The organism is Spongiactinospora rosea (assembly GCF_003315795.1).
Lineage (GTDB): Bacteria > Actinomycetota > Actinomycetes > Streptosporangiales > Streptosporangiaceae > Spongiactinospora > Spongiactinospora rosea.
This window is the reverse complement of sequence record NZ_QMEY01000019.1, coordinates 52734-77902: the sequence shown is the minus strand read 5'-3', so window position 1 is coordinate 77902 and position 25169 is coordinate 52734. Positions and strand designations below refer to the sequence as shown.

The 25169-nt window shown below is 72.4% G+C and carries 22 protein-coding genes; 12 read left to right on the top strand and 10 right to left on the bottom strand.

What is annotated here, in order from left to right:
* Positions 1 to 2 precede the first annotated feature (2 nt).
* A complete protein-coding gene (locus DP939_RS32385; RefSeq protein WP_113984642.1) occupies positions 3 to 842 on the bottom strand; it encodes an SAM-dependent methyltransferase in 840 nt (279 codons plus the stop codon).
* A gap of 94 nt (positions 843 to 936) precedes the next feature.
* Positions 937 to 1719, bottom strand: a complete 783-nt coding sequence (locus DP939_RS32380) for an SDR family NAD(P)-dependent oxidoreductase (RefSeq protein ID WP_113984641.1) — start codon at positions 1717 to 1719, stop codon at positions 937 to 939.
* 217 nt (positions 1720 to 1936) lie between these two features.
* Here DP939_RS32380 and DP939_RS32375 point away from each other — a divergent pair, with 217 nt between their 5' ends.
* Positions 1937 to 2872, top strand: a complete 936-nt coding sequence (locus DP939_RS32375; protein WP_113984640.1) for a zinc-binding dehydrogenase — start codon at positions 1937 to 1939, stop codon at positions 2870 to 2872.
* Between the two features lie 89 nt (positions 2873 to 2961).
* Here the strand turns inward: DP939_RS32375 and DP939_RS32370 are convergent, their stop codons facing one another.
* Positions 2962 to 3939, bottom strand: a complete 978-nt coding sequence (locus DP939_RS32370; protein WP_113984639.1) for an endo alpha-1,4 polygalactosaminidase — start codon at positions 3937 to 3939, stop codon at positions 2962 to 2964.
* Between the two features lie 259 nt (positions 3940 to 4198).
* On the opposite strand from DP939_RS32370, the gene melA reads away from it, so the two are divergent.
* From melA to DP939_RS32350, 4 genes are read left to right on the top strand one after another with little or no spacing between them, the layout of a single operon-like run.
* On the top strand, positions 4199 to 5488 hold the full coding sequence (gene melA, locus DP939_RS32365) for an alpha-glucosidase/alpha-galactosidase (protein ID WP_225878635.1): 1290 nt from the start codon (positions 4199 to 4201) through the stop codon (positions 5486 to 5488).
* Positions 5485 to 6786 (top strand): ABC transporter substrate-binding protein, encoded by a 1302-nt coding sequence (locus DP939_RS32360; protein ID WP_113984637.1) that lies wholly within the window; start codon positions 5485 to 5487, stop codon positions 6784 to 6786. The genes melA and DP939_RS32360 overlap by 4 nt, the downstream gene beginning before the upstream one ends.
* Positions 6783 to 7712 carry a carbohydrate ABC transporter permease gene (locus DP939_RS32355; protein ID WP_113984636.1) on the top strand — a complete coding sequence of 310 codons (930 nt, stop codon included), beginning with the start codon at positions 6783 to 6785 and terminating at the stop codon, positions 7710 to 7712. Before DP939_RS32360 ends, DP939_RS32355 begins: the two co-directional genes overlap by 4 nt.
* Positions 7709 to 8539 (top strand): carbohydrate ABC transporter permease, encoded by an 831-nt coding sequence (locus DP939_RS32350; protein ID WP_113984635.1) that lies wholly within the window; start codon positions 7709 to 7711, stop codon positions 8537 to 8539. Before DP939_RS32355 ends, DP939_RS32350 begins: the two co-directional genes overlap by 4 nt.
* Before the next feature lie 63 nt (positions 8540 to 8602).
* Here the strand turns inward: DP939_RS32350 and DP939_RS32345 are convergent, their stop codons facing one another.
* The 3 genes from DP939_RS32345 to DP939_RS32335 all read right to left on the bottom strand — a co-directional run bounded on the left by DP939_RS32345 (position 8603) and on the right by DP939_RS32335 (position 11535).
* Positions 8603 to 9361, bottom strand: a complete 759-nt coding sequence (locus DP939_RS32345; protein WP_158578812.1) for an IclR family transcriptional regulator — start codon at positions 9359 to 9361, stop codon at positions 8603 to 8605.
* Between the two features lie 160 nt (positions 9362 to 9521).
* Positions 9522 to 10601, bottom strand: a complete 1080-nt coding sequence (locus tag DP939_RS32340; protein WP_158578811.1) for a M4 family metallopeptidase — start codon at positions 10599 to 10601, stop codon at positions 9522 to 9524.
* Between the two features lie 361 nt (positions 10602 to 10962).
* Positions 10963 to 11535, bottom strand: coding sequence for a TetR/AcrR family transcriptional regulator (locus DP939_RS32335; RefSeq protein ID WP_113984632.1), 573 nt, complete (start codon positions 11533 to 11535; stop codon positions 10963 to 10965).
* A gap of 110 nt (positions 11536 to 11645) precedes the next feature.
* Here DP939_RS32335 and DP939_RS32330 point away from each other — a divergent pair, with 110 nt between their 5' ends.
* From DP939_RS32330 to DP939_RS32320, 3 genes are read left to right on the top strand one after another with little or no spacing between them, the layout of a single operon-like run.
* Positions 11646 to 12146 carry a nitroreductase family deazaflavin-dependent oxidoreductase gene (locus tag DP939_RS32330; protein ID WP_113984707.1) on the top strand — a complete coding sequence of 167 codons (501 nt, stop codon included), beginning with the start codon at positions 11646 to 11648 and terminating at the stop codon, positions 12144 to 12146.
* On the top strand, positions 12143 to 13360 hold the full coding sequence (locus DP939_RS32325) for an FAD-dependent monooxygenase (protein WP_113984631.1): 1218 nt from the start codon (positions 12143 to 12145) through the stop codon (positions 13358 to 13360). The genes DP939_RS32330 and DP939_RS32325 overlap by 4 nt, the downstream gene beginning before the upstream one ends.
* Before the next feature lie 49 nt (positions 13361 to 13409).
* Positions 13410 to 14144, top strand: a complete 735-nt coding sequence (locus DP939_RS32320) for a peptidylprolyl isomerase (RefSeq protein WP_113984706.1) — start codon at positions 13410 to 13412, stop codon at positions 14142 to 14144.
* On the opposite strand, the gene DP939_RS32315 is transcribed toward DP939_RS32320, so the two are convergent.
* From DP939_RS32315 to DP939_RS32305, 3 genes are read right to left on the bottom strand one after another with little or no spacing between them, the layout of a single operon-like run.
* Positions 14119 to 14325 carry a hypothetical protein gene (locus DP939_RS32315; protein ID WP_199565562.1) on the bottom strand — a complete coding sequence of 69 codons (207 nt, stop codon included), beginning with the start codon at positions 14323 to 14325 and terminating at the stop codon, positions 14119 to 14121. The genes DP939_RS32320 and DP939_RS32315 overlap by 26 nt on opposite strands.
* Positions 14312 to 18610, bottom strand: coding sequence for a trypsin-like peptidase domain-containing protein (locus DP939_RS32310; protein WP_263972362.1), 4299 nt, complete (start codon positions 18608 to 18610; stop codon positions 14312 to 14314). The genes DP939_RS32315 and DP939_RS32310 overlap by 14 nt, the downstream gene beginning before the upstream one ends.
* A gap of 23 nt (positions 18611 to 18633) precedes the next feature.
* Positions 18634 to 18927: a trypco2 family protein gene (locus DP939_RS32305; RefSeq protein ID WP_113984629.1), complete on the bottom strand. Its 294-nt coding sequence runs from the start codon at positions 18925 to 18927 to the stop codon at positions 18634 to 18636.
* A gap of 65 nt (positions 18928 to 18992) precedes the next feature.
* Here DP939_RS32305 and DP939_RS32300 point away from each other — a divergent pair, with 65 nt between their 5' ends.
* Positions 18993 to 20753 (top strand): hypothetical protein, encoded by a 1761-nt coding sequence (locus DP939_RS32300; RefSeq protein WP_113984628.1) that lies wholly within the window; start codon positions 18993 to 18995, stop codon positions 20751 to 20753.
* Here the strand turns inward: DP939_RS32300 and DP939_RS32295 are convergent, their stop codons facing one another.
* The gene (locus tag DP939_RS32295; RefSeq protein ID WP_199565561.1) at positions 20754 to 21668 is read right to left on the bottom strand and encodes a LysR family transcriptional regulator; all 915 of its coding nucleotides are present in this window, start codon (positions 21666 to 21668) and stop codon (positions 20754 to 20756) included.
* 110 nt (positions 21669 to 21778) lie between these two features.
* Between DP939_RS32295 and DP939_RS32290 the strand changes: the two genes are divergently transcribed.
* The 3 genes from DP939_RS32290 to DP939_RS32280 all read left to right on the top strand — a co-directional run bounded on the left by DP939_RS32290 (position 21779) and on the right by DP939_RS32280 (position 25159).
* Entirely contained in the window at positions 21779 to 23215 is a 1437-nt protein-coding gene (locus DP939_RS32290; protein ID WP_113984626.1) for an amidase, read from the top strand.
* Positions 23216 to 23284: 69 nt separating this feature from the next.
* The gene (locus tag DP939_RS32285; RefSeq protein WP_113984625.1) at positions 23285 to 24118 is read left to right on the top strand and encodes an inositol monophosphatase family protein; all 834 of its coding nucleotides are present in this window, start codon (positions 23285 to 23287) and stop codon (positions 24116 to 24118) included.
* A 72-nt stretch (positions 24119 to 24190) separates the two neighbouring features.
* On the top strand, positions 24191 to 25159 hold the full coding sequence (locus DP939_RS32280) for an aldo/keto reductase (protein WP_113984624.1): 969 nt from the start codon (positions 24191 to 24193) through the stop codon (positions 25157 to 25159).
* The last annotated feature ends 10 nt before the right edge of the window (positions 25160 to 25169 follow it).

The following is a 25169-nucleotide window of genomic DNA, read 5'->3' as shown; positions in this document are numbered from 1 at the left end:
GCTCAGGGCTTGACGCCCGCGCCCGCCCACACCCACGGGTGGCCGCCGGGGATGTCCGGTACCGGGCCGTCGGGCCGCCACTGGGAGGCCTGCACGACACCGGGTTCGAGCATGTCGAGCCCGGTGAAGAAGCGGCCGACCTCCTCGCGGCCTCGCGGGACCAGGGGAGCGGTGGCCTTGTCGTAGGCGCTCACCGCGCCGCGCGTCGCCGCGGCGGGGTTGAAGTCGGCGGTGTAGTGCGAGATGACCAGGTGGCTGCCCGAGGGGACGGCGGCCAGCAGCCGGCGTACGAGGCCGTGCGGGTCGTCGCCCTCGGTGAAGAACTGCAGCACCGCCACCAGCAGGACGCCCACCGGCCGGTCGAAGTCGATCGTGGCGCGGGTCTGCGGGTCCTCAAGGATGGCGTCGGGCTCGCGCAGGTCGGCCTGGATAATGCTGGTCCCGCCGGTGCCGGTCATCAGCGCGCGGGCGTGAACCAGGACGATGGGGTCGTTGTCCACGTAGGCCACCCGGGCGTCGGGCACCGCCTGCCGGGCGACCTCGTGGACGTTGGGCGAGGTCGGAATCCCGGTGCCGATGTCCAGGAACTGCGTGATCCCGGCCTCGGTGAGCGCGCGTACGGCGCGCACCAGGAACGCGCGGTTCTGCCGCGCGCCCGCCCGGACGCCGCCCCGGGTGGCGGAGATCATCTTCTCCGCGGCCTCCCGGTCGGCCGGGAAGTTGTCCTTGCCGCCCAGGTAGTAGTCGTAGATACGGGCGGGGTGGGCCACCTTGGTGTTGATCTTCGGCGCGGACCGGCCCTCCGGTGTGGCGGGTGGCGTCGAGGCGCTTTCGTCGGCCATTCCATGACCTCCGTACCAGCTCGTCCGATGGCTCCGGTGATCATATAGGCTGCGGGGCCGGGCCACACCCGCGGGTCCGTACGGCGACGGGCGATCACATGATCGCCAGCTGGCCTCCGTCGATCACCAGCTCGGTGCCGTGGACGAACGAGGCGTCGTCGGACGCCAGGAACGCGTACCCGGCCGCGACCTCCTCGGCCAGCCCGGCCCGGCCGAGCGGGATGTGGTCGCGCTCGTAGCCGGAGACGAAGTCGTCGGCCAGCCCCGACGAGATCTGCGCGTTGAGCGGGGTCTTGATGTAACCGGGGCACAGCGCGTTGACCCTGATGCCGTGCCGCCCCAGCTCGACCGCCATGGTCTTGGTGAGCAGCAGCACGCCGCCCTTGGAGGCGTTGTAGTGGGCGTAGTCCGCCTCGCCGCCGAGCCCGTTGGTGGAGGACATGTTGAGGATCACCCCGCCCGCGCCGCGCTCGACCATGTGGCGGGCCGCGGCCTGGGCGACCAGGAACATGCCGCGCAGGTTGACGGAGATGATCCGGTCCCAGTGCGCGGGGGTGATCTCCAGGAACGGTTCGCGCCAGGCGGTGCCCGCGTTGTTGACCAGTACGTCGATCCCGCCCAGCGCGCTGATCGCCCCGTCCACCAGCGCCGCCGCGCCGCCCTCCGAACTGACGTCACCGGCCAGGCCGGTCACGCTCACCGAGCCGGACGGCACGGACAGCACGGACAGCTCGCCCACCGTGCGGTCCACCTCGGCCTGGTCGAGGCCGCCGAGCACGACGTGGGCGCCCTCCTCCAGGAACCGGCGGGCGGTGGCCGCGCCGATGCCGCTGCTGCCCCCGCTGATCAGCACTCTCTTGCCGGCGAGTCCGCGCATGACGTTCCCTTCCTCATCCCCTGAAAGCTAGCATCTGATTCCGTATCATGCACTAGCGTTCCATATAACGGAACATGTGGTGAAGCTGCGATGACTCTTGACAGCGACACTGCTTGCTGGTGTTCTATCGCTCATTCGGAATCGTATTCTGCTATACGGAATCGGGGTTGTGTATGAGACTCGCCAGGCCGGCCGATCCTGTGGCGGGAGGCCGTCGATGAGGGCGCTGGTCTTCACCGCGCCGGGCACCGTGGAGATGCGCGACGTGGCCGAGCCGGAGGTCGGGGCCGGCGAGGTCCTGGTGCACGTGATGGCCTCGGGCATCTGCGGCAGCGAACTCCACGGGGTCAAGACGCCCGGCTTCCGGGTGCCCCCGCTGGTGATGGGGCACGAGTTCGCGGGCCGTACCGACGACGGGCGGCAGGTGATCGTCAACCCGATCCTGTCGTGCGGCGACTGCGACGTGTGCGAGCTCGGCCTGCGCAACGTGTGCAGGCGGCGGCGGATCGTCGGGGTCCACACGCCCGGCGGGTTCGCCGAGCGGGTGGCCGTACCGGCCGGCGCCCTGACCGAGATGCCCGCGGGCCTGTCCTGGACCGCGGCCGGCGTGGTGGAACCCGTGGCGAACGCCGTGCACGCCTGGTCGCTGGCCGGCGCGCCGGCCGGGGCCCGCGTCGGGATCATCGGCGCGGGCGCGATCGGGCTGGCCTGCTCCCAGGTCGCGCTCTCCGGCGGGGCCGCCCGCGTGGAGGTCGCCGACCGGGCCGAGGACCGCAGGTCGATCGCGGCCGGGCTGGGCGCGCACGCGGCGGTGGACGAACTGACCGGCGAGTACGACGTGGTCTTCGACGCCGTCGGCACGGCGGGCACCCACCGGGCCTCGCTCGCGCTGCTGCGGCCCGGCGGGACCGCGGTCTGGCTGGGCCTCGCCGACGCGACGGCCGGCTTCGACGCCGCGGGCCTGGTCCGCGGCGAGCAGCGGGTGCTCGGGTCGTTCGCGTACGGCGACGCCGACTTCGCCGCCGCCACCGAGCTGGTCGGCGGCTGGGACCTGAGCTGGGTGGGCACCTTCCCGCTCGAAGACGGCGCCAAGGTCTTCACCGAGCTGATGAACGGCGGCACCGTACCGGTGAAGGCGCTGCTCATCCCGTGAAGCACAGCGGACGCCCCCTTGCCCGGCACCGGCCGTGCGGTGCCGGCGCACGGCGGCGGCCCCGCGCGGAGCGGGGCCACCGTGCGGGGTCAGCTACAGGGCTGGAAGTCGTCGTAGAGGCTCAGGTCCTCGGGCTTCTTGATCGAGTTGAACTGCCGGACGATCGGGTCGGAACAATACTCGGCCGGATCGCTCTGGTACTCGACATGGAACACCGGCTTGCCCGCCTTGACGAAGGGCAGCAGTTTGGCACACTCGTTTTGGAGGTAGCACGACTCGTCGACGGCGTAGTCGAAGTCGGGCAACAGGTCCTTGATCTGGTCGAGGTCGTACTTCAGCGCGACGGACAGCCCCCGGTCGTGGGCGATCTTGGCCAGCGCGCGGTTGTAGATGAGCTGAGTGTCGTAGGAGATCTTCCAGCCGGTGGTGGTCTTCTCCTCCTCGTACGCGTGCACGACGTCGTACTCGACGCCGTCGAAACCGGCCTGGACGCACTTGTCCACGCGGGCCGCCATCATCTTCAGCAGGAAGTCGCGCTGCCCCTTGTCGTTGTTGATGTTCGCCCAGCGCTCGTCGGGGAAGTGCTCGTCGAACGGCTTGCCCAGCAGCGACTTGCCATGGGCGTTGTGCCAGTCGAGGAACTGCTGGTAGTCGGGCCGGTAGTTCTCGATGCTGCCCGCGTCGACGTAACAGATCGCCTTGGCCCCGTTGGCATGGATGGCCTTGACGGCGGCGGTGTTGAGCGTGTGGTTGTTGCCGGTGACCTCCTGCGCGGCGTACAGGTCGATGTCGAACACGGTGGGCCGCACGCACTCGCCACCGGGCTGCACGACCTTGCATACGTTGACGTTGACGCCGCCCGTCGCGGGGAAGTCACCGTTGCCCTGGAGCTGGTACTGCCAGCGGCTGTCCAGGGGCGGGCGCCAGATGGCGTTCCCGGCCGCGGGGCCCTTCGCGGGCGCGGGGTCCGTGCCCGCGGCGGCCGTGGAGGTCGCCAGCGGGCCCATGGCGGCGGCCAGGGCCGCGACCATCGCCACTCGCGTGAAGAGCTTCCGAGGACTGGCCATGCACTCACTCTCATTCCGTGTCGTGGAAATAAGTTCCGTGATCTAGAAAAATACACGGAGAAAGGATGTTGTCAATGAATACCTTGACGTCAAGAGATCCGTCTACCTGATAGACGGCTAGATCCACCTGTTCGCTGAACGTTCAATCAATCTTTCCGTGATGTGGAATTCTGGTCTGCATGGCGGATGGATGGCTATACTCACCGCACGCAGCGGGCGGCCCCAAATGCCCGCCGTGCTCTGTGGAGGGAAGTACCTCGTGGCACGCATCGTCTTCATCGGCGCGGGCAGCGTCGAATTCACCAAGAACGTCCTCTCCGACATCCTCACCCTCCCCGGGCTGGGGGAGTCCACGCTGGTCCTGCACGACATCGATGCGCAGCGGCTCGCCACGGCCGAGGCGATGGCCGAGTGGATGGTCGCCGAGCTGGGCGGCGGAGCCAAGGTGGAGGCGCACGCCGACCGCCGCGCCGCCGTGGCGGGCGCCGACTACGTGATCAACGAGATCGCGGTCGGCGGCCACGCGGCCACCCGCACCGATTTTGAGATCCCGCGCCGTTACGGCCTGCGCCAGACCATCGCCGACACCCTGGGCATCGGCGGGATCTTCCGTGCGCTGCGCACCATCCCGGTCATGGTCGGGCTGGGCAACGACCTGGCGGAACTGGCCCCCGACGCCCTGCTGCTCAACTACACCAACCCGATGGCGATGATCCCCCGCGCTGTCTACCAGGGCACGCCGTTCAAGCGCGTGGTGGGCCTGTGCCACTCGGTGCGCGACACCCAGAAACGGCTCGCCTCGCTGGTCGGCGTACCGGAAGAAGAGGTCTCCTTCGTCACGGCGGGCGCCAACCACCAGGCGTTCGTCCTCCGCTTCGAGCACCAGGGCCGTGACCTCTACCCGGTCCTGGACGAGGTCATCGAGCGCGACCCCGAGCTGCGCCGGACCGTCAGGGTGGAGATGTACCGCCGCTTCGGCCACTTCCCGACCGAGTCCAGCGAGCACGGCTCGGAGTACCTTCCGTGGTTCCTGCACCACGATGACCAGGTCGCCCACTTCCGCATCCCGGTGGAGGTCTACCTACGCTGGTCGGAGGAGAATCTCGACACCTACGCCGAGACCAGGCGCAGGCTCGACGCGGGAGAGGGCGTCGAGATCGAGCCGATGATGGAGCTGGCCTCGGAGGTCATCCACTCCATCGAGACCGGCACGCCCCGGGTCCTGCACGGCAACGTCCGCAACGACGGGCTCATCACCAACCTGCCGCCCGACGCCTGCGTGGAGGTGCCCTGCCTGGTGGACCGGGCGGGGGTGCGCCCGACCCGCGTCGGCGAACTGCCGCCCCAGCTCGCCGCGCTGAACCAGACGTTCCTGAACGTCGGCGACCTCACCGTCAGGGCCGCGCTCGAAGGCCGCAGGGACCACGTCTACCACGCGGCGATGATGGACCCGAACGCCTCGGCCACGCTCACCCTCCAGCAGATCCACGACCTCGTGGACGAGATGATCGCCGCCCACGGCGACCTCATGCCGGAGGGCGTCCGATGAGGCGGGGCGCGACACGGCCGGCCGTACTGGCCGCGCTGACCGCCCTGTCCCTGGCCGTCGCGGGCTGCGGTGGAGGAGACGAGCAGCCCGCGAACGGCCCCGTGGAGATCACGCTCTGGCACGGCCAGCCGGGAGTGGCCGCCAAGTCGCTCGAAAAGCTGGTGGCGGAGTACAACAAGGGAAATCACGGCGTCAAGGTGCGCGCCGAGTCCGGCGGCGTCACCCCCGACGGCATGCTGCCCAAGATCACCGCCGCGCTGACCTCCGACGCCTACCCCGACATCGCCTACCTCTACGGCTCCTGGGCGCCCAACGTGGCCAGGAACCCCAAGACCGCCGACCTCACCGAGTTCGTCAAGAGCCCGGCCGTGGGCTGGCAGGACTTCTGGGCCAGCGAGCGCGAGGCGGTCACCATCGACGGGAAGGTCATCGGCTTTCCCGCCGTGGTGGACAACATGGTCGTCCTCTACAACAAGAAGATGTTCGCCAAGGCGGGCGTCAAGGAGCCCACGCCCGACTGGACGTGGGAGGACTTCAGGACCGCCGCCAAGAAGACGACCGACGTGAAGAAGGGGGCCTTCGGGACCACCTGGCCGATCACCGGCGGCGAGGAGGCGGTCTGGGGCCTTTGGCCGCTGGTCTGGCAGAACGGCGGCGACATCCTGTCCCCCGACCACAAGAAGGCCGTGTTCAACTCCGCGGCCGGGCAGAAGGCGCTCGGCCTGCTGCGCGACATGGCGGTCGTCGACAAGTCCATCTACCTCGACAGCACGCCCGCCGAGAAGTCGCAGAAGCTGTTCGAGTCCGACCGGATCGGCATGTTCCTGTCCGGCCCGTGGGTGCTGCCCGACCTGCAGGCGGCCAAGCTGGACTACGGCGTCGTGCGGCTGCCGGGCACCGCGGGCAACCACGAGACGGTCTCCGGACCCGACAACTGGGTCGTGTTCAAGCACGACGAGCGCCGGGTGAAGGCCGCCGCGGACTTCCTGACCTGGCTGACCTCGGCGGAGCGGCAGTTGGTGTGGATGACCGACACCGGCTCGCTGCCCATCCGCGAATCGATCGGCAAGCTGCCCGGATACAAGGACTATCTCGCGAAATATCCGGGCATTGAGGTGATCTCCGAGAACCTGGCCAACGCCAAGCGGGTCCGGCCGCCGACCACCAAGTACCCGCGGGTGTCCTCCTTCGTGGCCGAGGCCGTCGCCCAGGCCCTGCTCGGCAGGTCCGACGTCAAGACGGCGCTGGACGAGGCGGTCCGCAAGTCGGAGGCGGCGCTGGCCGTACCGGGATCGTGAGCGGCATAGCGGCCGGCGCCCCCGCCGCCCGCCACGCGCTCGGCTGGAACCGGCGCAAGCTGGGTGATCACGTGGCCGGCTGGTCGTTCGCGGGCCCGGCCACGCTGATCCTGCTGGGGTTCTCGCTGATCCCGATGGCCTGGGCGCTGGCCCTGTCGTTCACCGACTCCGACCTGATGCGGGACGGCAACAACGTCGGGGCCGCCAACTACCAGGCGCTGCTGCAGGACCCGGTGTTCTTCCAGGCGCTGCGCAACACCGGGCTCATCGTGGTCCTCTACATCCCGGCGTCGCTGGTCATCGGGCTGGCGGTCGCGGTGCTGCTGAACCGCAAGGTACGCGGGATCGGCTTCTACCGCACCTGCTTCCTGGTCCCGTACGTGGTCTCGGCCACCTCGGTCGGCCTGCTGATGGGCTACATCTTCGACCGTGACTTCGGGCTGCTGAACGGCGTGCTGGCGACCCTCGGGCTGCCGGTGCAGGGCCTGCTCGGCAGCCCGTCGCAGGCCATGCTGGTGCTGACCGCGGTGTTCCTGTGGACCCGCTTCGGGTTCACCGTGGTCATCTACCTGGCCGCCATCCAGGAGATCAGCAAGGAGGTGCTCGACGCCGCCGCGATGGACGGCGCCGGGCGGTGGACCACCTTCCGGCACATCATCGTGCCGTCGGTGCGGCCGATGACGATCTTCCTGGCGGTCTGGGGCGTGATCGACGCGCTTCAGTTCTTCGACCTGGTGATGACCACCACGCAGGGCGGCCCGGCCAACTCCACCGTGACGATCGTCTACTACGTCTGGCAGCTGGTCTTCAAGTTCTCGGCGGCCGGGTACGGCGCGGCCGTGGCGTACACGCTGTTCGCCGGGATGTTGCTGCTGATGCTGCTGGCGGGGCTGGTCGTCCTGCTGCGAAGGAGGGCCAAGGCATGAGCCGACGCGAGCGGCGCCTCAGGCTGCCCAGCAAGTGGCACCTGATCCTGCTGCCGATGTCGATCGTCACCGTGCTGCCGTTCGTGTGGCTGCTGCTCAGCTCGGTGATGACGCAGACCGAGCTGAACCGCTTCCCCCCGGCGTTCTGGCCGCAGGCCATCGACCTGGACGGCTACCGCAGCGTCGTGGAGCGCTCCGACTTCCCCCGCTGGTTCCTCAACAGCCTGATCGTGTCGGCCTCGATCGTGCTCGCGCAGGTCGTGCTGTGCAGCATGGCGGGCTACGCGTTCGCCAGGATCAGGTTCATCGGCTCCAGGGTCGCGCTGGTGCTGGTCATCGCGACCTCGCTGATCCCGTTCCAGCTCACCGTCATCCCCACCTTCCTGATCTTCAACAAGGTGGGGCTCACCGACACGCTGGGCGCGCTGATCGTGCCGCAGCTCAGCTCGGCGGTGGGCATCTACCTGATGACGTCGTTCTTCCGGTCCTTCCCCGGCGAACTGGAGGAGGCCGCGCGGATCGACGGGTGCTCCCGGCTCGGCGTGCTCTTCCGGGTCGTGCTTCCGGTGGCGCGGCCCGCGCTGGCCGCGCTGGCCATCATCACGTTCATCACCGCCTGGAACGACTTGTTCTGGCCGCTCGTGGCGATCAACTCCGAGGCCAACTACACCCTTCAGGTGGGCCTGACCACCTTCCAGGGGCTGCACCGGGCCAACTGGCCCGCGGTCATGGCCGGCGCGGTCATGGTCACGCTGCCCGTGCTGGTGGTGTTCCTGGTCGGCCAGCGCCGCTTCGTCCAGGCGCTGACCGGCGCGGTCAAGGGCTGAACACGCGGCGGGGCCGGGGCGCCGGACCCCGCCCCGCCGCATACGGCCCCTTTGTGCGCGGGCTCAGACCTGCTCGGCTATCGCGCGGCGCAGGCCCTGGCCGACCTCCTCCATCCTGGCCGGGGACATGCGGTCCTTGATCGCGGTGACGCTCACCGCGGCCACCGGGGCGGACCGGCCCATGAACACCGGGGCCGCCACGCACCGCACCCCCGGTTCGTTCTCCTCCAGGTCCAGCGCGTAGCCGCGCTGCCTGACCTGGTCCAGGTGGGTGGCCAGCTTGGCGGGGTTGGTGATGGTGCTGCGGGTCCGGGTGCCCAGCGGGCCGTACCGGTCCGCCCACGCCCGCAGCGCCTCGTCCGTCGGGTACGTCCAGGCCAGCAGCGCCTTGCCCACGCCGGTGCAGTGCGCCGAGTTGCGCCCGCCGATCACCGAGGTCATCGTGATCGACCGGATCGCCTCCACCTTGTCCAGGTAGACGACCTCGCCGCCGTCGAGCGTGGCCATGTGCACGGTCTCGGCGAACTCCTCGCTCAGCCGCAGCAGCAGCGGCCGGACCAGGGTGCGCAGGTCCATCGTCTCGTAGAACCGGAAGGCCGTGGCCAGCATCTCGGTGCCGAGGAAGTACGGTCCGCTGCTCTCCGGCTGCGCGGCGAACCCGCGGTGCTTGAGCGCGCCGAGCAGCCGGTGCAGGGAGCTCTTGGGCAGGCCGAGCCGGGTCGCGAGTTCGTCCAGCGTGATCCCTCTGCTGTGTTTGCCGATCTCCTGCAGGATCAACAGGGCACGATCGACGCTCCCCACGGGGGACTGGGCATCAGCCACTGCATTCTCTCCTCGCAATTCCGCTTAATGGAATGCTAGCGCGTATCACGGAATGGCGAGCCCGGCTGGTCGGCCGTTGAAAGTCCTCGGGCCGACAGCGTAACGGTTCCATCGCCCGTTTCCGGCCGCATTCGCCGGACGGGCACGGCGGGAGCGCCCGCTAGGGAGCGGGGGAGGGGTCGGCGCAGGACGGCTCACCCGGCTGCGGATGCACGTTGACGGCCCGCCAGGCCGCCTTGGTGGCCGGGCACTCGGGCGAACCGGGACCGAACAGATCGATCGCGGCGGACACCGAGGCCACCCGCATCTTGGCGTAGTTCCACTGGGAGGTCTTCCGCAGCAGCGCGTTCATCACGATCCGGCCCGCCTGCCGGATGCCGATGCCGGTCACGGCCGTCGGCTCGCCGGCGCAGACCGGGCTGGACGGCTTCCCGCCGCCCGGGTTCGCGCCCTCGGCCAGCAGGTAGAACCAGTGGTTCAGCGGGCCGGCCGCGGCGTGCACCTCGGTGCTGGGGATCGCGGTGGAGTAGCAGTTCGGGTCGCCGAGCAGGCTCGGGTTGTACATGTTGCGCAGCGGCCGGTCCCCCATCAGGCTGGGGGAGTCGCCGATCAGGTAGTTGGGCCGGTTTCGCGGATGGTCGGCGTAGTGGTCGGTGAGCACGCCGAAGATGTCAGCCGCGCCCTCGAACAGGCCGCCGCTCTCGTTGCCCGAGCCCGTCCCTCCCGGCGTGGACTGGTAGATGACGTGGCCGAACTGGTGGCCGACCAGATCCAGGGTCGTCGCGGGCGCCCGCCCGCCGGTGGGCATGGTGGTGAACACCACGTACCCGCCCCAGATCGGGCCGCGCCCGCTGGGGTCGTAGACCGCGGGCGCGTTGCGGCCGTTGCCCTGCGGGCCGTTGCGGCCCAGCCAGTCGCGCAGCATGTCCCACTGGCGCTGCGCGCCGTACATGATGTCCACGCAGGCCGCGAAGGTCTCGTTGACCGGCCCGGGGAGGCTGTCCTTGGGGACGGACAACGGCCTGCCGTCCGCGGCGCCGCACCGGGTGCCAGGGCGGGTCAGGTCGTTCAGGATGTAGTTGTCGCCCGACTCGGTGACGTCGATCCGCACCGGGCCGTTGTGGTAGCCGGACGCGGTGACCGTGACCGGGCCGTCCGCCGCGGCCTGCGCCGGGACCGCCGCGACGCCGATTCCCGCGGTGAGCGCGAACGCCGCCGCCGATGCCTTGGAAGACCTCACGATGCCTCTTTCCGGCCGCCGCGACAGGGGGCCGGACATGCCGCTCCGGCCGATCGACCTTGCGGCTCGGATGCTAGGTGGGGGTCAGAGGCCGGTCAACAATCCATTTCGGTTATCGCCGGGCGATATGACCAGCGGCCGGCTTCGAGCAGAGCCCGCAGATCGGTCACGAGATCGGCCGGGGCGCCCGCTTTCGGCGTGCGATATCCGGGGGGTCGGCCGTGTCCGGTGAGCAGAGGCGCAGGGGCCTTTCGGCCGCGGGGTCGACGGCTCAGTGCGGCATGGTGCCGTTATCGGCGGCGGTCGGCAGTACGGTCGGCGCTTCGGCGTCCGGCCCTGGCGTGCGATGTGTCCCGGGGGGTCAGGCGTGTCCGGTGAACAGCAGGCGTAGCGGCTCTTCCAGGGCCCGCAGGTCGGTCGTGGGGTCGACGGCTCGGTGCAGCATGATGCCGTCGATCACGGCGGCCAGCAGTACGGCCAGCGCCTCGGCGTCCGCCTCGGGCCGCTCGCGGCGGAGCCAGCCGGTGACCTCAGCGCGGAAGTCGGCGAGCAGCCCGGCGAGTTCAGCCCGCAGCGCGGGCACCCGGGCCGCGGCCATGAACGCCTCGTTGAGCAGGAGCGAGGACGGGTCGGCCCCGGTGTAGCGGGACAGTTCCCCGAGCAGCCAGGTGATCCCGGCGGCCACGTCGGTGTGCGCGGTCAATCGCCGCGCGGTCTCGTCGAGCATCGTGCGGGCGTGCGCCGTGCAGGCGGCGATCAGCAGGTCGGTCACCGAGGCGAAGTGGTAGTGGACCAGGCCGGGGGCGAGCCCCGCCCGCTCGGCGACCAGCCGGGTGGTAACGCCGCCCCAGCCGACCTCGCCGACCAGGGGACCGGCCGCCACGAGCAGGCGCTGCCGGGTGGCCCGCCCCCGATCCGCCGATCTTTCCGCCATCTCCGCCCTTCCTCGCACCCGGTCGCCTGAAAGTAGCACCGGGCGAGGCCATGCTAGTCTTTGGGCAACTGCCCAAGGCGGACGTCCAAGAAAGCCACCAGGAGGTGATCATGAGGCGGATCGCGACACCGGCCCCGCCCACCGGCCTGCGCCGGCTGGCGTTCCGGCTGCCCGTCCTGCTGTTCCGGGCGGGCCTCGGCGGGCTGTTCGGCGGGCGGCTCATGCTGCTCACCCACATCGGCCGGGTCAGCGGCAAGCCCCGCCAGGTCGTCATCGAGGCGATCGAGCACGACCCGGCCACCGGCGCGCACATCGGCCCGTCCGGCTACGGCATCCGCTCCGACTGGTACCGCAACGTCGTGCGCACCCCCGAGGTGGTCGTGCGGCTCGGCGCGCGCCCGCGCCCCATGACCGCCGAGCCGCTGTCACCCGAGGAGGGCGTGCGCCTGATGGCCCGCTACGGGAGCAGGCATCCCCGCCTGGCGGGCAGGCTCGCCCGCTTCATGGGGTTCGAGGTGGACGGCGGCCCGGCCGACTTCGAGGAGGTGGGACGCCGGATCGCGTTCGTGCGGTTCGTTCCCCGCCGCCCGTCCGAAGGGCGATCCCGATGAAGGCCGTGATCTGCGGCGCGGGAATCGCCGGGCTCGGCCTCGCCCAGCGGCTCGGCGCGCAGGGCTGGCGGGTCGTGGTCGTGGAGAAGGCCCCCGCGCCGCGCGAGCAGGGCTACATGATCGACTTCTGGGGCCTGGGATACGACGCGGCCGAGCTGATGGGCGCGCTGCCCCGGCTGAAGGAGCTGAGCCACCCCGTCCGCGAATGGACCTATGTGAACGCGTCCGGCGTCCGGGTCGCCGGGCTGGACCAGCGCGGCTTCTCCAAGGCCATGCGCGGGCGGCTGCTGACCGTGCTGCGCCCGCACATCGAACTGGCGGTACGCGAGCGGATCGCCGGAGACGTCGACCTCCGCTACGGCCGCACGATCGCATCCGTGGACGACACCGGCGAGGCGGGCAGCCCGGTGCGCCTCACCCTCTCCGACGGCACGGCGGAGCAGGCCGACCTGCTGGTCGGCGCGGACGGCGTCCACTCCGCGGTCCGGGGCATGATCTTCGGGCCGGAGCGTCGTCACCTGCGCCACCTCGGCTTCCACATGGCCGCCTGGCTGTTCGAGGACCCGGAGGTCCACCGGCTGCTGGCGGGCCGGTTCTGCTGCACCGACTCCTACGGCAGGCAACTCGGCGTGTACGGCGTCGCGGACGGCAGGGTGGCGGCCTTCGCCGTGCACCGCACCGGCGACCCCAGCCTCCCCGCCGACGTACGCAGGACACTGCGCGAGGAGTACGGGTCGCTGGGCTGGATCGTGCCCCGCGCCCTCGACCGGCTCCCCACCGCCAGGGACGTCTACTACGACCAGATGGCCCAGATCGAGCTGCCCCGGTGGAGCCGGGGGAGGGTCACCCTGCTCGGCGACGCGTGCGCGGCGGTGTCCCCGCTGGCCGGCCAGGGCGCGTCGCTCGCGCTGGCGGGCGGTCACCTGCTGGCGCGGCGGCTGGAGACCGCCGGCGGTGTCCAGGCCGCGCTCGCCGCCTACGAGCGCGTCTGGCGGCCGATCGTCGCCTCCCGGCAGCGCGGCGCCCGGCGCGGAGCGGCCTGGTTCCTGCCCGCCTCGCCCGCCGGCCTGCTCGTCCGCCGGGCCGGGATCCGGCTGACCGCCCTGCCCGGCGTCAGCGGCCTGGTCAGCGCCGCCCTCGGCGGCAGGCCCGGCGTACCTCTGACCCGCCTCGCCGACGGCCCGGAGACAGGGACCCTTGACGGCGTGCAATAGATCGAATAAACCTCAGGGAGCCGTCGGGCCACCCCCCATGGAGGACACCATGCCGAGCAGAGCGCTGTTACGACTCGCGGTCACCGCGGTGGCGGCCGGGTCGCTGGTCGCCGCGGGCGCGCTGCCCGCCTCGGCCGGCGGGCCCAAGCCGCCCAGGACGACCAAGGGCCCCTGCGCCTACACGCAGACCCCCGACGACCCGCCCGTGCGCAGGGTGCCGCTGCCGCCCGACCCGCGCCGCACCCCGGTACGGCCCGTCCACGCGGTGCTCAAGACCAACCACGGCCCCATCGGCCTGACCCTGAACGCGGCCAAGGCCCCCTGCACCGTCCAGAGCTTCGTCCACCTGATCAGGCACAAGTTCTACGACTTCACCGCCTGCCACCGGCTCACCGCCTACGACCGGCTGAAGGTCCTGCAGTGCGGCGACCCGAGCTTCACCGGCGAGGGCGGCCCCGGCTACCGCTACAAGGACGAACTGCCCACCGACCTGCCGCCGTGGCCGGGTGACACCACGGGCACCCGCAAGACGTACGCCCGCGGCGTGCTGGCCATGGCCAACGCCGGGCCCGACACCAACGGCAGCCAGTTCTTCCTGGTCTACGGCGACTCGGGGCTGCCGCCGCTGTACACCGTCTTCGGCACGGTCGACGCCGCCGGGCTCGGCGCCCTGGACCGCATCGCGGCGGGCGGCATCCAGCCCACGCCCGACGGCCCGACCCCGCCGGTGGACGGCAAGCCGGTGCTCCCCGCCGAGATCAAGCGCGCCAGGGTGTACCGCTAGGCACCTGCCTCTGGACACCGGCCTCGGCGGCGCCGACGAACGGGCGGGTCAGATGGGCCGTCGCGAGCGTGGCACCGCGCCGCCGCGCGCCCGCGAGCAGTTCCTCGCGGGTCGCGGCGGCCACCGCCGGGTCGTCCTCCAGCGCGTAGCCGAGACCCTCCTCGATGTCACCGCCCGTCACCTCCGTCCGGCGGCGGGCGCAGTTCCCCGGCGGCCACGGCGAGGGCGTCCGGGTCGATGTCGCCCAGGGCGGCCAGCGCCGCCGCCCAGGACGGGCCGGTCAGGACGTCCGCGAGCAGGCGGCGGGCGCGGTCCGGATCGGCCGCCCGGGCCAGGGCGATCTGGATCTGCGCCCGCCGTTCGGGGTCCTCGACGGTCTCGGCCATCGCGGCGACCTTGTCCGCGAGCGGACCCGCCGCCCGCGGGCCGGGGCCGTCCGCGATCACCCGCACCAGGTCGGTGAAGGCCATGAGCTGTTCGCCCGGGTTGGTGACACGCGCGGGGACCAGCAGCCCGGCCTGCTCGACGGCCGCCGCGGCGACTCGCCCGCCGCCGGGGTCGGCGCGGATCAGTACGGCCAGCGCGCGGGCCATGTGGTCGGCCGTGGGGATGCTCCTGCGGGCGATGGACGCGGCGGTGGCCGGTTCGCCCCCGTCCGCCAGCGCCTTGACCAGCGTCACGTACGCCCGCGCCCTGTGCTCCGTGGCCTCGATCCTTCTGATCACGCGCAGGGCCTGGTTCACCCGCCCGCGCACGGCGGACGCCGCCGCCACCTCCGCCAGCGCCGCGGCGTGGGCCTCGGGCGGCGAGATCCGGCGGGCCAGGCGCCTGGCCTGGTCCTCCCGGCCGGTACGCAGGTGGACCTTCACCAGCGCCGCGAGCAGCTTGACCTTCCGGCCCGGGGTGGCGGTGCGGTCGATCAACGGCTCGGCCTCCTCGGCCAGTTGCCCTGCGAGCGCCGCCCTGCCCTGCCCGGCGGCCACCCTGGCCAGCCCGATCAGCGCCTGGGCGCGCTGGTCGGGGGCCTGCAACGCGCGCAGCCGCCGCCCCACGGCCCGGCCCAGCGACCCGGCCGCGCCCATGGCCTCGATCACCCCGGCCCACGACTGCCCGCGCCGGTCGGCGTGCGGGATCTTCCCGGCCACCGCCCAGGCCCGGTCGGGGTCGGGCAGCGCCCGCGCCAGCGTGGCCAGGGCCTGGGCGCGGCCGGTCGCGCCGCGCAGCGACAGGGCCAGCCGCTCGGCGCGATCGAAGTCGCCCCGTACGGCGAGCGCCTCCGCGACCGCCGTCAGCGCCCTTTCGCGTTCCTCCCGCTCGGGGAACCGGGCGCGGGCCACCGCCTCGGCCTTCGCCGGGTCGCTCGCGGCGATCGTCCGGATCACTTCGACCAGGATTCTGGCACGCACGGCCGGGCGGGGGATCGCGCAGGCGAAGGTCTCGGCGAGCGCCGGGTCCCGTACGGCCTGGGCGAGGGCCACCAGGGCCTGCGCCTGCCGCGAGGCGGGGGTGGCGGACCTGGCCAGGTCCTCGGCCTCCCCGGCCAGTGCCAGTGCCCGTTCCTGCTCGCCGCGCTCCAGGGCCGCCCCGGCCACCGCGATCAGTGCCTGGACCCGGTAGTGCGGGGCGTCGATGGAACGGGCCACCTGCTCGGCCCTGCCGTCCCCGCACGCGCCGAAGGACCGTGCCACCGCGACCAGGGCCCGCCCGCCTCTGCCCCCTTTCGCGAGTGAGTACGCGAGGGCCGCGGCCCGTTCGGTCACCCGCGACGCCCGTGCGCGCTCGCCCCGCCCGGCGATCCCCTCGGCCACGGCGGCCAGCGCCTGCGCGCGCAGGAGGGACACGGGCGCCGAGTCGGCCACCCGCTCGGCGCGCTCGGTGTCTCCGGCCTCGGTGAGGACGCCCGCCACGGCCGCCAGCGCGTGGGAACGTTCGTACGGCGTGGGCAGGCCGCGCGCCATGGCCTCGGCTCGCGCGGTGTCGCCACAGTGGGCGACGGCCTCGGCCAGCGCGCTCAGCGCCCAGCCCTGCCCGCCCACGCCGACCATCACCTGCGCCGTCGCCTCCGCGCGGCCCAGCACGGCCCGGGTCAGCGCGGGGTCCTCCCCGGCGGTCGCCTTCAGGATCGCGCTCAGGGCCCGCACCCGGTGATCGGCGAGCGGGATCCGATCGGCCAGCCTCTCCGCCCGCTCCACGTCCCCGCACACGGCCGCCGCCTCGGCCAGAGCGGCCAGCGCCCATGCCCGCCGACGCAGATCCACGACATCCTGCACCGCCTCCTCAGCCCGCTCCAGCAACCGCGCCGCATCCGGCGGGCGCGCGTCCGCGACGCCCTCGGCGTGGCCAGGTGGCCGCGGGCGGTCCGGTGGGCTGGCTCTGGCGATCGCGGCGAGGGCCCAGGCCTGTCGTTCGGGGGTCCGGATGGATTCGGCCAGGGACTCGGCGGTGGTGAGGTCGCCCGCCGTGGCCCGGGCGTGGACGATCGCGGCCAGCGCCCAGGCCCGCCGTTCCGGTGCCTCGATGGTGCGCGCGACGGTTTCCGCGGTGGCGGGGTCGCCCTCGCCGGCGAGGGTCTTGGCCACGGCCGCGAGTGCCCGGGCGCGCTCGGACGGGTCCATGATCGCCTGGGCCAGGGAGGCGGCCCGGGGGCCGTGGCCCAGCCTGGCCCAGAGGACGGGCAGCTCGGCGGGCACGGAGGCGCCCGCGCCGTGCACGCGGTCGCCCGCGATCGCCAGCCGTACCAGGGCCGCCAGATCGGCCCGCGGGCGATCGAGGGCCGGCCTCCGGGCCGCGGCGATCTCGCGCAACGCCGCGGCCTCCCCGCCCACCAGGCGGGTCATGCGCTCGTGGCGGGCCGCGTCCAGGGCGTAGGCGGTGAGCCGTTCCTCGCTCCACGAGGCGTCGCCCGTGTCGGTCAGCAGCCCGCCGTACGCGCCCAGAAGGTACTGCGGCGTGTCCCGCGGCCACCCGCGGGCCCGGTAGGAGTCGGCCCATTCGTGAATGCGGGCCCGGTGGCCGGGCAGGTCGGCGGCCAGTTCATGCTCGGTCGTGCGGAGCAGGGTCTCGTGGGCGAACACGAACATCTCGGCGTCGGAGGCGTACCCCGCCGTCCTGGCCACGACCGGGCCGTCCAGCAGGGACTCCACCTCTCCCCGTGGCATCCCGGCCAGCTCGCCCAGCTCCCGCGCGGTCAGGCCGTCCCCGGCGGCGGCCAGGAACCCCAGCAGCGTGACCTTCCGCCGCGTCCCCAGCAGCCGCCCCAGCTCACTGGTGGCCTCGTACTCCCGGTGCGCGGCCTGGCCGGTGGGCGTCAGTGTCCTGACCCGGCAGGTGCGCAACGGGTGGTCGGGCGGCAGGTCCGCCGGGAGTTCGAGACGCGGACGGCCGGTGACCAGCACCCGGAGGTTGTCCGGCGGGCGGCGCGGCAGCAACGCGGCGACGCCGGGCCCTTCGTCCAGCCCGTCCACGACGAGCAACAGGCGCTCCCCGTTCTCCAGGCAGCGGTCGGCCGCCCGCTCCAGCAGGCCGCTCAGGTGCCAGGAACGAAACGTACCGGCCGCCACGCCCGGCGACTCCCCGGCGATGGCCAGGAGCTGTTCGCACACGGCCTGGAGGAAGACGTCGCCGTGCTGGTGTCCCAGGCGGCCCCTGACGAAGAACGCCGCCACCCGCGACCTGGGCGGCGGATCGAGTACGAAGGCGGACATCAGCGCCGTCTTCCCCGACCACGGCTCGCCCTGCCAGTGCTGATAGACCTCCTCGCCGGAGCAGAAGGCGGCCAGCTCGGCGAGTTCGCGCTCACGGTCGCGCAGCCCGCCCGCCGGGGCCAGGTCACGGACCAGCGCCGTGTACATGCCGAGGTCGCGCGGGGGCGCGGGGTTGACGCTCACCGGCCGGTGGTAGCCGATCCGGTCGCGCCGCCGCGGCGTCCAGTCCCACTCGGCACGCCTGGCCGTCAGGTGCCGCGGGCCCTCGCGCTCGAACACCTCCGTGACGACACCGACCAGCCGGGAGCCCACGAAGACGGCGGCACCCGACATCCCCTGCCAGGAGGTGACGGAAGCCCCGCCAGGGGCGTTGTCGACGACGATGTGCAAGGTATCGGTGGCGAGGTTGGACAGCGGATAGATGGTGCCGCTGAGCTGCACGCTGTCCCGCCGCCGGTCGCGCATCTTGAACGCGGGGAAGCCGACCGCCCCGCAGGCGAGCCCGCCGCCGCGCTTCTCCACGAGCCCGTAGGGCACCGGCTGGAGTTCGTCTCCGGCGCCGTCGTCGTCCTCCAGGGCGAGTACGGCGATGTCGCCCTCGCTCCACAGCCACCGGGCGGGCACCTTGCGCCCGGACCCGCCGGGGAAGCGCACGTGGATGCTCTGGTGATGCTCGATCACATGGGCGGCGGTGAGGACCACGTCCCCGGCCACCCGATAGCCTGAACCGTAGTACGTGGGGAGGTCGCGCCGAGCGACGATGACCTGCCCGGCCCGGTCGCCTCTCAGTCCTCGCCCTCCTCCGCGGCGCCGCCGACGCGCATCGGGCCGCCCTCGAATTCCGGCGTGAGGGTGAGCGTCACCCGGTGCGTGCGCTCGTCGGTCTCCTTGGCGTCGGCCCCCGCCTCCAGGACCCAGAACCGCACCTTGCCGCCTGCCGCCTCCTCCCGCGTGATCACCATCGTCACCTCCAGCTCCACCGGGCCCACGCCGAAGCGCAACGGCTCGCCCTCGGCGGCCTGCATCGCCTTCGTCAGCTCCCCGCGCAACTCCTGCACGACCCTGGAAAGCTCGATCACCGTACCTCCGAGGGAAGAGGGTTTCGTGGCATTATGCCGGGAAAGCCGTTGACCCGGAGGATCCGATGGCAACTCTCGTCAGCCAGGTGGTCGTCACCGAGCCGATGGGTGCCATGTCCTCCGATCCGATCATCGTGCGGCTGCCCGCCGGTCCGGAGGACCACGTCGCCGCGCTGCTCGGCGCCTGGACGGGGCAGGGACTGGCGGTCTCCGACCGGCGTTCGGCGATGCGGTTCGAGGCGGGGGACGCCCCCGACGCCCTCGTCTACTACATGGTGCTCTACGGGCTGACCAACCGCTGGGTGGACGTCCACGTGGACGGCGTGCCGGTGGACTTCCAGCGGATCTACGAGGAGAGCCGGGCCCTGCCGGACGCCGGGCGGCGGGCCGAACACCTGATGTGGGCGCAGGCCGGGGGCGAGGACCCGCCGGAGGGGCTGCCGCACGCCGTACTGGAGCCCGGGGGCGTGCCTTCCCCGCAGGCCGTGTCACTGATCCGGTACAGCGCCCGGCTGCGCATGGTCCCGCCCGCCCCGACCGGCGCGGCGTTCGCCTGCCTGGCCCGCGTGGCGGGGATCCGGCACGTGGGGCGGGAGCGGTTCCCCTTCCTCTCGACCGGCCGCGAACCGGAACCGGTCGCACGGAACTCCCCTGGCCAGGGCATCGACGTGTACGAAGTGGTGCGGGTGGCGGCCAGGCACCGCAGGAGCCGCGAAAGCCACGAGTACGAGATCGTCCCGGCGGCCGACCCGGCGCGCTACCGCCGGCCGGCCGAGGCGAACGCCACCCCGATCGAGGCGGTCCTGACCCGGCTCGGCTCGGCCGCCACGGACGATCCGGTGGTGTGGACCTGCCCCGAGGCCGGCCACGACCCCACCCTCCCGGCCCTGTTGCGTATCCGGCGCAACCGGGCCAGGTGCCTGTCCTGCCACGCCGACAGCCTCCCCCCGGCCGGTCTGGTCGCCCGCGCGCTGGACATCACCCCCGACGAGGCCGCCGCGCTCATCCTCGAACTCGACTGCGTCATCGACCGCCCCGCGCCCGGCTACCGCCGCCCGGAACTGGTCACGCCGCCGCGTCCCGGCACGCTCGTCACCGCGTACGTCACAGGGGGCCGTCCCGACCGGTTCGAGTGCGTGATCTACGACGCGGGCATCGGGCACCCGAGGGAGGCGGTCATCTGGCGCCCGGACACCGCCAACCTGCCGCCGGGCGTCGCCGGCGTCGAACTCCTGCCGGGGGACGGCGTCACCGCCCTGGTCACCGAGTTCCACCAGGGGACACCGGGCAGGGCCGGGTCCTGCCGGCTCTCGATCACCGAGCCCGAACTGGCGGTGCGCGCGCTCGCCACGCAGGTCCCGGAGGTGATCGACGGCGCGATCGTGGTCAAGGACGTCGCCCGCAAGCCGGGCAGCCGCACCAAGCTGGCGGTCGCGCCCACGGTGCCACGCCTGGACGCCGTCGGCGCCTGCCTCGGCGCCGGGGAGAACCCCTACCGCCTGGCCGCCGCCCACAAGCTGCTGAACCGGCACAAGATCCGCCGGCCCGCGCACACCTGGGAGAAGCTGGAGATCATCATGTACTCCAGCGACCCGCGCACCTACCTGATGAACGCCATGCGCCCGGCCGAGGTGGTCGACGCGCGCATCGAGAACGGCAACGCCGTGGTCGCCGTGCCACCCGCGCAGTACCGGGGCGGCATCGGGGACGGCGGCCTCAACGCCGAGCTGGCCGGGAAGCTCATCGGCCTGTTCGTCGAGGTGGTCCCCGCGGGCACCGACCTCGACGCCCACCTCGGCGCGTTCGTGCGGCCCAGACCCTTCTGATCAGGTGTCCTGGCCCGTCTCGCCGCGCTCGTAGAAGGCCAGCGCGTCGCGGATGCGGTCGCGCAGCCACATGTGCGCCCGGTCGTTGTCGTAGCGCTGGTGCCAGGCCATGATGATCGGCACCGGCGGCAGGTCGAACGGCAGCGGCCGGACGCGCAGGCCCAGCATGCCGATCGTGGGCGCGCACATGTGCTCGGGCACCGCGACCACCAGTTCGTTGCCCGCGGCCATGTACAGCCCCGCGGTGCTGGAGGGCACCGAGGCGACCACCCGCCGGCGCAGCCCGCGCTGCTTGAGCAGGTCGTCCAGCGGGTCCTTCAGCCTGCCGCGCCGGGAGACGATGATGTGGTCCGCCCCGGCGAACCGTTCGGCGGTGAGATCGCCCGTGGCCAGCGGATGGCCGGGCCCGACCGCCGCGACCAGCCGGTCGTGACCGACCGTGACATGGCTGATCTCCGGCAGGGCGGGCTCCGTCGAGCCGATCTCCAGATCGACCCGGCCGTGCCGTAGCTCGTTGGTGTCGGTGGTGGCCTCGGCCAGCAGCCTGATCGACACACCGGGGGCCTGTTCGCGGAAGGCGGTGGTCAGGCCGGGGCCGATCACGGCCGTCACAGCGTCGTGGCCGCGTACCGAAAAGACCCGGTTCAGGTGGGCGAGGTCGAGTTCGTGTTCCCGCTGGAGCAGTCCGCGCGCCTGTTGCACCAGGTGGTGGACCTCGTCGCGGATCGCCAGGGCGTGCGGTGTCGGGATCATCGTACGGCCGGTGCGCACCAGGATCTGGTCGCCCATGATGCGCCGGATCCGGCCGAGCGTCCGGCTCATCGCCGGGGCCGAGAGATTGAGCCGTTCCGCCGCCCCCGCCACGCTGTTCTCCTCCAGCAGGGCGTCCAGCGCGGTGAGCAGATTCAAATCCAATTGCACCAGGGTAAATTTACCCCTACCAAAGATGCACTGGCCATAATCATTGCCCGCTCCTAGGGTCGGGGCTGTACCCCAGCCGGCGGATCAGCAAGGAGCGGCGCGGCATGGAGATCTGGCAGATGTCCGCCATGGACATGGCCCGTGGAGTGCGTACCGGCGCCTTCTCGTCGGCCGAGGCGACCCGGTCGGTGCTCGCCCGGATCGAGCAGGTCAACGGCAAGGCGAACGCGCTCGTCGAAGTACGCGCGGACGAAGCGCTCCACGCCGCGCGGGCGGCCGACGACCGCCTGCGCCGGGGCGCGCCGCTCGGCCCGCTGCACGGCGTGCCGGTGACCTTCAAGGTGAACACCAACGTGGCCGGGCTGCCCACCACCGAAGGGGTCGCCGCCTACACCGGGCACGTCGCGACCGAGAACGACCCGCAGGTGTCGAGCTGGCTGGACGCCGGGGCGATCTTCGTCGGCCGCACCAACAGCCCGCCGTTCGCCACCCGCTGGACCACCGAGAACGACCTGTACGGCGCGACCGTCAACCCCTGGAACCCGGCGGTGACCCCCGGGGGCTCCAGCGGCGGCGCGGCGGCGGCCGTGGCGCTCGGCATGTGCGCGCTCGCGCAGGGCAGCGACATCGGCGGCTCGATCCGCTACCCGGCGGCGTGCTGCGGGGTGGCGGGCCTCCGGCCCACGCCCGGCCGGGTGCCCGCGTGGTCGGGGTCGCCGTCCTTCGACCCGCCGATGGCGGTGCAGGCGTTCGTCGAGCAGGGCCCGATCGCGCGGACCGTGGCGGACCTGCGCCTCGGGCTGCGGGCGATGGAGACCTACGACGCCAGGGACCCCCGGGCGGTCGCCGTCGCCAGCCGGATCCCCGGCTCACCGGAGCGCCCCCGGGTCGCCGTGGTGACCGACCCGGGCGGGCCGGGGCTGCGCGGCTCCTCCACGCCGGAGAGCGTCGAGGCCGCGCGCACCGCCGCCGCGTGGCTGGCCGACGCCGGTTACGCGGTCGAGGAGGTCGAGCTGCCGCTGCTCGGCGAGGCCGCCCGGCTGTGGTGGCTGCTGGCGCTCACCGAGTTCGAGATCGGCATGGTGGCGGAGGTCGAACGCGTCGGCGACCCTGACTTCCGGCGCTTCTTCGACCTCATGTACGCCGCCTACCGGGAGGAGTTCGGGCAGGTGGACCTGCCCGGGTTCGTCGCTGGGTGGGCCCGGCGCGGCATGCTGCGCCGGGAGATGTCGCTCTTCGCCGACCGCCACCACCTCGTCCTGACCCCGGTGTCCGGCGAGCCGCCGTTCACGATGGGCGCGGACGCCGAGTCCGCCGGGCGCACGGCGGAGCTGATGGGGCGGCAGTGGCCGCTGATGTCCGTGCCGGTCCTCGGGCTCCCCGCGCTCGGCCTGCCGGTCGCCCTCGGTACGTCCGGCGCGCCCGTCGGCGTGCAGGTCATCGGCCGCCCCTTCGAGGAGGAGGCCGTGTTCACGGCCGCGGAGGTGATCGAGGCCCGGGCCGCTCTCGCGACCCCCGTCGAGCCCGCCGGCGCCCGCTGAGCGGTACGTCCCATCCCTGCCGGGCGCACGGCCCCGCCCGGCGTGTTTCCCGCATTGGAGTGATCGAGCATGTCACCGTACCTGACCGGCACGACCAGACCCGGCTCGCAGCCCGGCGACCGGCGGCTCGCCCTCGATGTCGCCGCCGCGGTGCGGAAGACCGGGGCGCGGGTGCTCGAACGGTTCTCCACGACGCCCGACCTCGGCGGGCGGGACGAGGTGGTCGCCGGGATCCACGCCAACGACGACGCCTCGCTCGCGGTGCTGCGGCCGGAACTGGCCCGGCTGCGGCCCGAGGCCGGCTGGGTGGAGGACGAGCTGGAGAGCGGCGTGCTCCCCGGCGGCGAGTGGTGGGTGACCGACCCGGTCGAGGGCAACATCAACCACGTCCACGGCATGAACGACTGGGGCGTGACGGCCACGCTGGTGCGGGACAACGTGCCCGTGCTCACGGCGGTGCACCTGCCGCTGACCGGCGAGACCTACACCGCCGTCCAGGGCGGCGGGGCCTTCCTCGGCGGCGTGGCGCTGCGGCACTCCCCGAAGAAGGGCATCGAGGGCGCGCTGGTCGGCACCGGCCAGGCCAAGCCGGGGGAGTCCGCCGAGACCTTCGAGCGGATCGGCGCCTCCGTGACCGCGATGCTCAACGCCGCCATGGTGATCCGGGTCTCTGTGCCCGCCACCTTGCAGCTCATCCAGGTCGCCGCCGGTCGCATGGAGGCGTTCTGGCAGTTCAGCCAGGTGCGCTCCGGTCTGCTCGCGGGCGCGCTGCTGGTCATGGAGGCGGGCGGCGTCATCTCCGACACCCGGGGGCGGCCCTGGAGCCTGGCGAGCGAGGACTTCCTGGCGACGACCCCGGTACTGCAGGCGGCCGTGGTCGACGTTCTGTCCACGATCGGCTAGGCGCGTATTTCCTCCGGCCATGAGCGGTAAATCCCCATTGGACGTGAATCTAGGAAGAGTGGTGTTCGGACCATGCGTAAGGTCCCCCTCGGTGCGTCCGGCATCGAGATCAGCGAGTTCGTCTTCGGCGCCGGTTCGATCGGCGGTGTCGGCGCGTCCACGAGCACGCGCGGCTTCGGCCTGAACGCCGAGGAGGGATTCCAGCGGCTCGACGAGGCGATGGACCTCGGGATCAATGTGATCGACACGGCCGACTCCTACGGCGGGGGCGAGAGCGAGAAGGTCGTCGGGCGCTGGCTGCACGAACGGCGGCCCGCCGGCGTCCTGGTCGCGACCAAGGTGGGGCTGATCAGCAGGCCCGACGGCTCCCGCGGGTTCGACCTGTCCAGGGAGCACATCGAGGCGCGGCTGACCAGGAGCGTCGAGCGGCTGGGCCGGGTCGATCTGTTCCTGTCGCACGTACCCGACCCGGACACGCCGATCGAGGAGACTTTGGAGGCGTTCAGCCGGGCCCAGGACTCGGGGGCGATCGGGGCGTACGGTGTCAGCAACGTCAGCGGCGAGCAGTTGGAGACCATCCTGCGCACGGCGGACGCCAAGGGCCTGCACCGGCCCGTCACCGTCGAGAACCGGCTGAACCTCCTCGACCGCGAGGACGAGGCGCGGGTCCTGCCGCTGGTGCTGGGCGAGGGCCTGGGGTACACGCCGTTCTCCCCGCTGGCCGGCGGGGTGCTCTCCGAACGGTACCTCGACGGCGCCGAGCCACAGCCCGGCAGCCGGATCGCGGTGGCCGGGAACATCTACTACAAGGGCTTCCACACGCCGGAGAACCTGGAAAAGGTCGCCGCGCTCCGGGAGATCGCGCGCGAGCTGATGGTCGGCGTCTCCGGCCTCGCGCTGGCCTGGCTCCGCGACCACCCGGCGGTCAGCGCGCCCATCGTCGCACCACGGACCTTCGAGCAGTGGGACGCGGTCAAGGAGGCCCGGAGCATCCGGCTCGACGAGAAGGACCACGCCCGCGTCTCGGCCATCTTCGCGTGAGAACCACCGA

What these genes read in the sequence shown, in the direction of transcription:
- DP939_RS32385 (WP_113984642.1), bottom strand. Translation starts at nt 842, where the DNA reads ATGGCCGACGAAAGCGCCTCGACGCCACCCGCCACACCGGAGGGCCGG.
- DP939_RS32380 (WP_113984641.1), bottom strand. Translation starts at nt 1,719, where the DNA reads ATGCGCGGACTCGCCGGCAAGAGAGTGCTGATCAGCGGGGGCAGCAGC.
- DP939_RS32375 (WP_113984640.1), top strand. Translation starts at nt 1,937, where the DNA reads ATGAGGGCGCTGGTCTTCACCGCGCCGGGCACCGTGGAGATGCGCGAC.
- DP939_RS32370 (WP_113984639.1), bottom strand. Translation starts at nt 3,939, where the DNA reads ATGGCCAGTCCTCGGAAGCTCTTCACGCGAGTGGCGATGGTCGCGGCC.
- DP939_RS32360 (WP_113984637.1), top strand. Translation starts at nt 5,485, where the DNA reads ATGAGGCGGGGCGCGACACGGCCGGCCGTACTGGCCGCGCTGACCGCC.
- DP939_RS32350 (WP_113984635.1), top strand. Translation starts at nt 7,709, where the DNA reads ATGAGCCGACGCGAGCGGCGCCTCAGGCTGCCCAGCAAGTGGCACCTG.
- DP939_RS32335 (WP_113984632.1), bottom strand. Translation starts at nt 11,535, where the DNA reads ATGGCGGAAAGATCGGCGGATCGGGGGCGGGCCACCCGGCAGCGCCTG.
- DP939_RS32330 (WP_113984707.1), top strand. Translation starts at nt 11,646, where the DNA reads ATGAGGCGGATCGCGACACCGGCCCCGCCCACCGGCCTGCGCCGGCTG.
- DP939_RS32325 (WP_113984631.1), top strand. Translation starts at nt 12,143, where the DNA reads ATGAAGGCCGTGATCTGCGGCGCGGGAATCGCCGGGCTCGGCCTCGCC.
- DP939_RS32320 (WP_113984706.1), top strand. Translation starts at nt 13,410, where the DNA reads ATGCCGAGCAGAGCGCTGTTACGACTCGCGGTCACCGCGGTGGCGGCC.
- DP939_RS32300 (WP_113984628.1), top strand. Translation starts at nt 18,993, where the DNA reads ATGGCAACTCTCGTCAGCCAGGTGGTCGTCACCGAGCCGATGGGTGCC.
- DP939_RS32290 (WP_113984626.1), top strand. Translation starts at nt 21,779, where the DNA reads ATGGAGATCTGGCAGATGTCCGCCATGGACATGGCCCGTGGAGTGCGT.
- DP939_RS32285 (WP_113984625.1), top strand. Translation starts at nt 23,285, where the DNA reads ATGTCACCGTACCTGACCGGCACGACCAGACCCGGCTCGCAGCCCGGC.
- DP939_RS32280 (WP_113984624.1), top strand. Translation starts at nt 24,191, where the DNA reads ATGCGTAAGGTCCCCCTCGGTGCGTCCGGCATCGAGATCAGCGAGTTC.